Source organism: Roseateles sp. (assembly GCF_044373315.1).
Lineage (GTDB): Bacteria > Pseudomonadota > Gammaproteobacteria > Burkholderiales > Burkholderiaceae_C > JACDQM01.
In genome coordinates this window covers 1-9,711 of record NZ_JBILQK010000112.1, presented here as the reverse complement: position 1 = coordinate 9,711, position 9,711 = coordinate 1, and the positions used below count along the sequence as shown (strand labels likewise).

Annotated in this window: 8 protein-coding genes; 5 read left to right on the top strand and 3 right to left on the bottom strand. The window is 68.0% G+C overall.

Going from position 1 to position 9,711, the window contains the following annotated elements; genetic code table 11:
• The 3 genes from paaZ to ACIQ67_RS17600 form a co-directional block, all read left to right on the top strand.
• On the top strand, positions 1 to 1,356 hold a 1,356-nt coding region (gene paaZ / locus ACIQ67_RS17610), incomplete at its 5' end, for a phenylacetic acid degradation bifunctional protein PaaZ (protein ID WP_397535681.1).
• A 77-nt stretch (positions 1,357 to 1,433) separates the two neighbouring features.
• Positions 1,434 to 2,822, top strand: coding sequence for a serine hydrolase domain-containing protein (locus ACIQ67_RS17605; protein WP_397535680.1), 1,389 nt, complete (start codon positions 1,434 to 1,436; stop codon positions 2,820 to 2,822).
• Positions 2,823 to 3,005: 183 nt separating this feature from the next.
• Positions 3,006 to 4,424 (top strand): esterase-like activity of phytase family protein, encoded by a 1,419-nt coding sequence (locus ACIQ67_RS17600; protein WP_397535679.1) that lies wholly within the window; start codon positions 3,006 to 3,008, stop codon positions 4,422 to 4,424.
• 33 nt (positions 4,425 to 4,457) lie between these two features.
• Here the strand turns inward: ACIQ67_RS17600 and ACIQ67_RS17595 are convergent, their stop codons facing one another.
• Positions 4,458 to 5,612, bottom strand: coding sequence for an L-lactate dehydrogenase (locus tag ACIQ67_RS17595; RefSeq protein ID WP_397535678.1), 1,155 nt, complete (start codon positions 5,610 to 5,612; stop codon positions 4,458 to 4,460).
• 149 nt (positions 5,613 to 5,761) lie between these two features.
• Positions 5,762 to 6,664 carry a LysR substrate-binding domain-containing protein gene (locus ACIQ67_RS17590; protein ID WP_397535677.1) on the bottom strand — a complete coding sequence of 301 codons (903 nt, stop codon included), beginning with the start codon at positions 6,662 to 6,664 and terminating at the stop codon, positions 5,762 to 5,764.
• A 56-nt stretch (positions 6,665 to 6,720) separates the two neighbouring features.
• Between ACIQ67_RS17590 and ACIQ67_RS17585 the strand changes: the two genes are divergently transcribed.
• On the top strand, positions 6,721 to 7,134 hold the full coding sequence (locus tag ACIQ67_RS17585) for a YbaN family protein (RefSeq protein WP_397535676.1): 414 nt from the start codon (positions 6,721 to 6,723) through the stop codon (positions 7,132 to 7,134).
• Positions 7,135 to 7,151: 17 nt separating this feature from the next.
• Here the strand turns inward: ACIQ67_RS17585 and dinB are convergent, their stop codons facing one another.
• Complete coding sequence (gene dinB, locus ACIQ67_RS17580) at positions 7,152 to 8,405, bottom strand: DNA polymerase IV (protein WP_397535675.1); 1,254 nt, start codon at positions 8,403 to 8,405, stop codon at positions 7,152 to 7,154.
• Between the two features lie 147 nt (positions 8,406 to 8,552).
• On the opposite strand from dinB, the gene ACIQ67_RS17575 reads away from it, so the two are divergent.
• A partial coding sequence (locus ACIQ67_RS17575; RefSeq protein ID WP_397535674.1) for an efflux RND transporter periplasmic adaptor subunit occupies positions 8,553 to 9,711 on the top strand: 1,159 nt, incomplete at its 3' end.

Below are 9,711 nucleotides of genomic sequence, written 5' to 3'. Positions count from 1 at the left end.
GGCTCGGCCGACACCGCCGCGCAACTGCGCGTCACACCCAACCTGATCCAGCGCAGCGTGCCCTTCAACGCCGAGGCCGACAGCCTGAACTGCTCCATCCTTGGCCCCGATGTGGCGCCGGACGATCCCGAGTTCGAGCTCTTCGTCAAGGAAGTGATGCGCGAGATGACGGCCAAGGCCGGCCAGAAGTGCACCGCGATCCGCCGTGCCATCGTGCCGGCGAAACACATCGACACGGTGGCTTCGATGCTGCGCGAGCGCCTTGCCAAGCTCAAGGTCGGCGACCCGGCGGTGGAGGGCGTGCGCATGGGCGCGCTGGCCTCGATGGCCCAGCAGGCCGACGTGGCCGAGCGCCTGGCTCTGCTGAGCCAGGGCAATGAGCTGGTGTTCGGCGCCAAGGACGGCTTCGCGCCCATCGGCGACGGCGTCAAGGATGGCGCCTTCTTCGCGCCGAGCCTGCTGCTGTGCCGCGACGCCTTCGCCAACGAGGCGGTACACAACATCGAGGCCTTCGGCCCGGTGTCCACGCTGATGCCCTACGCGGACTTGGATGAGGCGCTGCAGTTGGCCGCCAAGGGACGCGGCAGCCTGGTGGGCTCGGTCATCACCAAGACGCCGGCCATCGCTGCCGAGGCGGTCTACCAGGCCGCGGCCTTCCATGGCCGCATCATGGTGCTCGATCGCGAGGCTGCCAAGGAAAGCACCGGCCATGGCTCGCCGCTGCCCATGCTCAAGCATGGCGGCCCGGGCCGCGCCGGCGGTGGCGAGGAGCTGGGCGGCATCCGCGCCGTCAAACACTATCTGCAGCGCTGCGCGGTGCAGGGCTCGCCGACCATGATCACCGCCATCACCGGCGAGTACCAGCGCGGCGCCAAGGTGCATGAGGATGTGGTCCACCCCTTCCGCAAGTATTTCGAAGAGATCCAGGTCGGTGACTCGCTTCTGACGCACCGTAGAACAGTTGGCGAGGCCGACATCGTCAACTTCGGTGGCATCTCGGGCGACTACTTCTACATGCACTTCGACGAGATCGCTGCCAAGGAAACGCAGTTCGGCCAGCGCATCGCGCATGGTTACTTCGTGCTGTCGGCCGCGGCGGGCTTGTTCGTTTCGCCCGCGCCAGGCCCGGTGCTGGCCAACTACGGTCTGGACACGCTGCGCTTCGTCAACCCGGTGGCGATCGGCGACACCATCCAGGCGCGCCTGACCTGCAAGCGCCGCATCGACCGCGGCAACCGCCCGGATCAGCCGCCGCAGGGCGTGGTGGCCTGGGACGTGCAGGTGATGAACCAGCGCGGCGAACTGGTGGCCAGCTACGACATCCTGACGCTGGTGGCCAAGAAGGCGGCCACCTGAGCCGTGATGAGCCGAAGTGATGGGCGGGCTGCAAAAAGGCATCGCCCGCGCTTGGGCTCTGCGGTGAAACTGTGGTGATGAAGCTCCGCCCATCGTCTTGCCCGCTCGGCAGCCTGGCCCGCCGCCAGTTGCTGCTCGCCGCTCCTGCTGTGTTGACCGCCGGCCTGCCGGGATTGGCGTCCGCCGCGCCCACCGGCTTGGATGCCGAACTGCAGGCTCTGATCGATGACCCGGCGCGGCCGCTGGCCAGCCTCTCGGTGCTGATGCTGCGCGAGGGCCGTGTGGTGTACGAGGGTCAGTTCGGCCACCGCTGGATCGACCCCAGCGGCGCCGGCCGGCACCGGCCGGTCACGCGCGATACGCTGTTTCGCATCGCCTCGATCAGCAAGCTGGTGGTGGCGCTGGGCGTGATGCGCCTGGTCGAGGCCGGGCGGCTGAACCTGGATGCTGATATCGGCGAGATCCTGGGCTATCGCCTGCGCCACCCCGGGCATCAAAACGTACCGCTGACGGTGCGCCTGCTGCTCAGCCACCGCTCGGGCCTTCGCGACAGTGCCGGCAGCTATGTGGCGCCGGGCCAGCGCCTGGCCGAGAAGCTGCTGCCGGGCGCTGCCTTGTTCGGCAGCGGCAAGTCCTGGTCGCCTGCGACGCAAGCGCCGGGCCAGTGGTTCGAGTACTGCAATCTCAACTACGGCGTGCTGGCTGGCGTGATGGAGAAAGCCAGCGGCCAGCGCTTCGATCAGCTGATGGCTGAGCAGGTGCTCAGGCCGCTGGGCCTGAGTGGCGGCTTCGAGGCCAGCCAGTTCAGCGAGGCCGAGCTGGCCAACCTGGCCACCCTCTACCGCAAGCGCGCCACCGACGATGCGGTGCGCTGGAACACTGCCGGGCCGTGGATCGTGCAGACCGACGACTTCGGCGGCAAGCGGCCGGCCCCGCCCGCTGGGCTGGACGGCTACGAGCTGGGCAGCAACGGCTCGCTGTTCGGCCCGCAGGGGCGTATGCGCACCCGGGTGGCCGATCTGGGCGTGGTGCTGGCGATGCTGGCTGATCAAGGCCGCCACGCTGGCGCGAGCTATCTTCAGCCCGCCAGTGTGCATGCCTTGATGACCGAGCATTGGCGCTCCGCCGGCCCGGCCGCGCCGAATGGCGACGACCTGGGCGGCGAGTTCCAGGCCTGGGGCCTGGGCCTGCAGCATTTCATCGACCGCTCGGTGCCCGATGCCAAGAGCAGCCGCCTGCAGGGCGACCGCCTGATGCCACGCGGCGGCCAGCAGGCCTGGGGCCATCTGGGCTTCGCCTACGGCCTGATGTCCGGCCTGATGCTGGACCCGGCGCGTCGCAGCGGCATCGTCTACGCGATCGGCGGCACTGGCGCCGACCCCGAGGCGCACCCCGGCCGCTACAGCAGCTTCCCGCTCTGGGAAGAGCGTCTGCAGGGCTTGCTCTGGACGCGGCTGCAAGGCTGAACAGCCGCTGGGGTACGCCGCAGGCTTGATGGATGGATAGGTGCATTTGATGCGGCAAGCACCCCCGCGTTCGAGGGGGTGCCCCGGCACTGTCACCCGAGGGTCATCAGCCCGACCTAGCCTGAAGGCCTTCGCGGGTCTGAGTGGCCTGCGTTCTACGCATTGCCAGGCACGCCCTCCACCATGATTCGTTCCACCCGCTCCCTTGTCGCCGCGCTCGGCCTGTCGCTGTGCGGCCTTGCTGGCGCCACGCCGACCTTCGTCAACGGTCTGCTCATCTCCGGCAGCCAGCTCGACCAGTCCGGCGGCAGCAGTGCCAACAACGGCCGCTTCGGCGCCTTCTCGGACATCTACTACGACCCCATCCGCAAGGACTGGTGGGGGCTGTCCGACCGTGGGCCGGGCGGCGGCACCATTGGCTATGACACACGCGTCAGCCGCTTCGCCATTGATGTGAATCCCAACACGGGCTCGATTGCGAATTTCCGGATCCTCGAAACCGTGCTGTTCGGCGAGGCTGGCCAGCGCTTCAACGGTCTGGCGCCTGCGCCATCGTCCAGCTTGGGGCGCGCCCACGACCCCGAGGGCATGGTCGTCAACCCCCAGACCGGCACGCTGCTGGTGTCCGACGAGTACGGCCCTGCGCTGCGCGAGTTCGGCCGCAATGGTGAGTTGCTGCGCAGCTTCATCACGCCGGCCAATCTGGTGCCGCGCAATGCCACGGGCGTGCCGAACTTTGCAAGCGATACCGGCAACACCGCGGGCAAGCGCACTAACCGCGGCTTCGAGGGGCTGGCCATCAGCCCGGACGGCAAGTTCGCCTTTGCGATGCTGCAAAGCGCGATGCTCGATGAGGGCGCCGGCAACGGCACGATGGTGCGCATCGTCAAGTTCGACGTGGCCAGCGGCCAGGCGGTGGCGCAGTACGCCTACGAGATGAAGCGCAGCGGCCAGGGCCAGGGCATCTCGGCCCTGGTGGCAATCAACGACCACGAGTTCTTCGTGCTGGAGCGCAACAACCGGGGTGTGGGCGTGGGCGCCGATCTCGCCACCGCCGACAAGGAGGTCTACCGCATCGACCTGAACGGCGCCACGGATGTCAGCAGCATCAAGCTGGTGTCCGGTTCGGTCTACACCAAGGTGAAGAAGGTTGGCCCGGTGCTGGATCTTGACGCCAATACCCTGGCGGGCCTGGGCAACAAGTCGCCCGAGAAGTGGGAAGGCCTGGCCATCGGCCCCAAGCTCAATGACGGCAGCTATCTGCTGCTGGCCGGCACCGACAGCGACTACAGCGTGACGCAGAACGGTTCAGGCACGCAGTTCGATGTGTGGTTCGACTTCACCGCGGCCGACCCGTATGCCGCTTCCATCCAGTGCCCGCTGGACAGCATCAACGGCTGCGTGAAGACCCGGGACGGCAGCGTCGCCCAGTGGAACGCCAGCCTGCAACTGCTGCCCAGCGTGCTGCATGCCTACAAGATCAGCGCCGCTGATCTGGGTGACTATGTGGCGCCGGTGCCTGAGCCCGGCAGCGTGGCGCTGGTGCTGGGCGCGCTGCTCGCCTTGGGTCTGGCACGCCGCAGACAACAACAGGGCGGCTGATGAGGTTGCCGCCCGGCTGCAGTCGGGTGGCGCTCAAGCCGTCGGGTAGGTGCCCGGTAGCAGGATCTCGCGCGTGACGTTCTTCAGCTGCGTGTGGCCGCTGAAGGCCATGGTGAGGTCCAGCTCCTTGTGGATGATCTCCAGCGCCTTGGCCACACCCGGCTGGCCCATGGCGCCCAGGCCATAGAGGAAAGCCCGGCCGATGTAAGTGCCCTTGGCGCCCAGCGCCCAGGCCTTCAGCACGTCCTGGCCCGAGCGGATGCCGCCGTCCATATGCACCTCGATCTGCGAGCCGACGGCTTCGATGATGCGGGGCAGGGCGTGGATGCTGCTCTCGGCGCCGTCGAGCTGGCGGCCGCCATGGTTGCTGACGATCAGCGCATCGGCGCCCGAGTCCACCGCCAGGCGCGCGTCCTCCACGTCCTGGATGCCCTTGAGGATCAGCTTGCCGCCCCAGCGCTTCTTGATCCACTCCACATCGCCCCAGTTCAGCTGAGGGTCGAACTGCTTGGCCGTCCATTCGGCCAGCGAGCCCATATCGCCCACGCCCGAAACATGGCCGACGATATTGCCGAACTGGCGGCGCTTGGTGCCCAGCATGCCCAGGCACCAGCGCGGCTTGGTCATCAGGTTCAGCATCGTCGACAGCGTCGGCTTGGGAGGGGCCGACAGGCCGTTCTTCAGGTCCTTGTGGCGCTGGCCCAGGATCTGCAGGTCCAGCGTCAGCACCAGGGCGCCGCAGCGGGCCGCCTTCGCGCGGTCGATCAGGCGCTCGATGAAGCCTCGGTCCCGCATCACATAGAGCTGGAACCAGAACGGTGCCTTGGTGTGCGCGGCGATGTCCTCGATCGAGCAGATGCTCATGGTCGACAGCGTGAAGGGCACGCCAAAGGCCTCGGCCGCGCGGGCCGCCAGGATCTCGCCATCGGCATGCTGCATGCCGGTCAGGCCGGTGGGCGCAATGGCCACCGGCATCTTCACATCCACGCCCACCATCTGCGTGGCCGTGCTGCGGTTCTCCATATTCACCGCCACGCGCTGGCGCAGCTTGATCTTCTGGAAGTCGCTCTCGTTGGCGCGGTAGGTGCTCTCGGTCCACGAGCCCGAGTCGGCATAGTCGTAGAACATGCGCGGCACGCGCTTCTGGGCCAGGACGCGCAGGTCTTCGATGCTGGTGATCACGGGCATGGTGGCTGTCTCCGATGAAATTGTTCTGAGCCGATGCGCGATGCTAGGGCAGACGCGTCCGCCTGGCCTGAAAGAAGCTCAGGCGCGGCCTGAAGTTTGTTCCGATGCCTGGCCATGCCACAGCCAGCGGTTGCAGGCCGGTCGACTTGTCACTGCAGCGTCGCGCAATGCGCGCTGATCCACAGCGCAAACGCCCTGGCAGCCGCGCTGTCGCCATGCACATGCAGCGTGTACGGCGTCTGCGCGGGCACGCACAGTGCAAAGGGCCTCACGAGGGATCTGTTTTTCAGCCATGCTGAAGCGAGGCTGGGCCGCCCAAGCGCCACGCCCTGGCCACAGGCGGCAGCTTCCAGCGTCAGGCCCAGATCGACAAAGCGGGTGCCGTGGCTGGGCTCGGGCCAATCCAGGCCGGCGGCGCGCAGCCAGGGCGTCCAGGGCTCGATGGGTGTGCGCAGCAGCGGCGCATGGCGCAGGTCGGCGGGCTCGCGCAAGGGTGTGCCTTGCTGCTGCAGCCGCTCCAGCAGCGCGGGTGAGACCATCGGCGTGACCTGATCCAGCATCAAGACCTGAGCCTCACTGCCGCCAGCGTTGCTCAGGCTGTTGCCGATCTCCACCTCGGCCTCAGGCGCAGCCTCGTCGAGAAAGGGCGTCGAGAGCAGCAGCTCCAGCTCGATCTCCGGATGCGCCGCGGTGAAGCCCGGCAGCGCGGGCACCAGGACCTGGCGCGCAAAGGTGGGCGGTGCGGCGATGCGCAAGCGCTCCACCTCTTGCACCGCGCGCTGGTGCAGCGGAATGGCTGCCAGCAGGTCCAGCGCGGCGCGCAGCTGCGGCAGGTACTCCTTGCCAGCGGCGGTCAGCACCAAGGGCTTGGCCGAGCGCAGCAGCAGGCTCACGCCCAGCAGTTCCTCCAGCGTGGAGATGCGCTTGGAGACGGCACTGGCGCTGACGCACAGCGCGTCAGCCGCACGCTCCAGGCTGCCCAGGCGCGCGGCTGCCTCGAAGGCACGCAGGCCGTCGATCGAAGGAAACCGGAGGAATTGCTCGCTGCTCATGGAGCGGCAACTGTAGCCGCCGGTGAGGGCTTCCGGGCGCCTCTACACTGGCGCCGATGCCCATCGAACCCATCCCCGCCACGATCCACTTCGACCCACCGCGCCGCGCCTTGTGGCAGCGTGTGCTGTGGGCATTGGCTGGTGTGATGAGCCTGGCGTTGGGCCTCGTCGGTGCCTTTCTGCCGGTGTTGCCCACCGTGCCCTTCGTGCTGCTGGCCGCCTTTTGCTTCTCGCGCGGCAGCCGCCGCGCCGAGGACTGGCTGCTCAACCATCGCCTGTTCGGCCCCATGGTGCGCGACTGGCGCGCCAATCACTCGATCCCGCTGCGCGTTAAGCAGCTGGCCTGGACCATGATGGCCATCGGCTCGGTCTGGGCCGGTTGGCTGCTGCCGCTGCGCTGGTGCTGGCTGCCGGCGGCTTGCTGTGTGGCTGTGGCTTACTGGATGTGGACCTTGCCGACGCGGCGTTGAGCGCCTTGGCGCTCGGTTTAGAACAAGGCCAGCGACTCCGGCACCGGCCCTGAGGCAGGCGGTTGCTGTTGCGGCTTTCTCTTGCTCGCCTGCGACGACGCGGAAAGCGCCTCGCCCGGCCGCGAAAGATTGCCCACGCGCACGCCCAGCAGGCGGATGCGCTTTTCCAGCGGCACACGCTTCAGACAGGCGCCGGCCGCGCGGCGTATGGACACCGCATCAGCCACCGGTGCATCCAGCGTGAGGTCGCGCGTGACGGTGTGAAAGCCTTCGAACCGCAGCTTCAGGCCGATCGTGCGGCCCTCATAGCCTTTGCGCTCCAGATCAGCCGCCAGCTGCTGGCACAGCCGGGTGAAGATGTCGGAGAGCTGCGCGCGGTCGTGCACTGCATGCAGGTCGCGCTCGAAGGTGGTCTCGCGGCTGATGGACACCGGCTCGCTGTGCGTCACCACCGGCCGGCTGTCGCGCCCGTGCGAGGCCTCGTGTAGCCAGTGGCCATAGCTCTTGCCGAACTGCGCGATCAGCCACTGCGGGTCGGCCGCGGCGATCTGCCCGATGGTTTCGATGCCTAAAGCGGCCAGCTTGGCACCGGCCTTGGGGCCGATGCCGTTGATCTTTCGCACGTCCAGCGGCCAGATGCGGCTCTCGATCTCATGCGCCATCAGCAGTGTGATGCCATCGGGCTTGTCCATCTCGGAGGCCATCTTGGACAGCAGCTTGTTGGGCGTGATGCCGATCGAGCAGGTCAGCCGGGTGGCGCGCAGCACAGAGTTCTTGATCTCGCGTGCCACCGCGCGCACGCCGCCCAGCGGATCGTGGCCCACCGGCTCGCGTATGCCGGGCACATCGCTGAGGTCGATGTAGATCTCGTCGATGCCGCGGTCCTCGATCACCGGCGCCACCTCGGCCACCGCGGCCTTGAACAGGCGCGAGTAGTGGCGGTAGGCGTCGAAATCGGTGGGCAGCAGGATGGCGTCCGGCGCGCGCAGCGCCGCCTTCATCAGGCCCATGCCGGAGAACACGCCCAGGTCGCGCGCTGCATAGGTGGAGGTGGTGATGACGCCACGGCCGGTGTAGTCGCGCAGCTTTGAATACTCGCGCGTGCCGTCTTCGCGCAGGCGCGGGGCATGGATGCGCCGCCCGCCCACCACCACGGCCTGGCCCTTGAGCTCCGGGTAGCGCAGCAGTTCCACCGAGGCGTAGAAGGCGTCCATGTCCAGATGCGCGATCAGGCGCTCGGGCAGGGGGGCTGAGGAGACGGCTTCGGCCATGATGGCGGCATTGTGGCGCGGGGTGCTGACAGCGCATGGCAGCAGGCAGATCCAGTCTTCATGCAATGTCGTCTGGACTGTGCACAATGCGCGGGGCTGACGGACCCTGTGCCGCCTGGCTGAAACCCCAAGTCGACGCTCAACACCATGGCTGATTCCTCTCCCGCCGCCGGATTGGCGCAACTGAAGATTGACCGGCAGTCGCCCCAGGGCAAGCCCAAGGGGCGGCGCCGCCTGCCCTGGCGCTGGATCATCGGCGGCCTGCTGGTGGTGGCGGTGGCTGGCGTGATGCTGGCGCCGCGGCCGGCTGAGGTTCGCGTCAGCTCGGTACTGCAGAGCACGCCTGCCGCGCAGTATGCGCAGCTCACTGCCTCGGGCTACGTGGTGGCACAGCGCCGCGCCGCCGTGGCGTCCAAGGCCAGCGGGCGGCTGATCGAGCTGAATGTGCGCGAGGGCTCGGTGCTGAAGAAGGGCGATCTGATCGCCCGCATCGATGCCTCAGATGTGCAGGCCTCCATCGGTGCGGCCAGCGCGGGCGTGCGCCTGGCCGAGGCCAGCGCGCGCCAGGCGCAGAGCGCGGTGCAGCAGGCGCAGGTGGAGCTCTCCAATGCTGAGGCCGAGCATCAGCGCAGCCTGAGCCTGCAGGCCCAGGGCTTTGTCTCCAGCCAGGCGCTGGATGCGGCGAAGCGCCGGCTGGATGCGGCGCGTGCTGGCATCACCTCGGCGCAAGCCGGCGTGGGCTCGGCCCAGGCGGCGGTGCAGCAGGCCCAGGCCCAGCTGACGCTGCAGCAGGTCAACCGCGATTTCACCGAGATTCGCGCGCCCTTCGATGGCGTGGTGCTGGTGAAGAACGCCAATGTGGGTGACATCATCACGCCCTTCTCGAACGCTGCCGGCTCGCAGGGCGCGGTGGTGACCATGGCTGATTTGGGCACGCTGGAGGTGGAGGCCGATGTCTCCGAATCCAGCTTGGCCAAGGTGTCGCCGGGCCAGCCGGTGGAGATCACGCTGGACGCCTTGCCGGGCCAGCGTTTCCAGGGCCAGGTGGCCGGCATCGTGCCCACTGTCGACCGCGCCAAGGCCACGGTGATGACCAAGGTGCGCTTCGATCAGTTGGACGCGCGCATCCTGCCGGAGATGAGCGCCAAGGTGGTGTTCCTGTCCAAGAAGCCCGCGGCTGATGAGTTGCAGGCGGTGCTGGCCGTCAACCCCAAGGCGCTGCAGGAGAAGGACGGCAAGACCTGGCTGCTGCGCGTCAAGCGGGAGGGCGATGCCGATGTCTTGGAGGCGCTGGACGTGAAGAAGG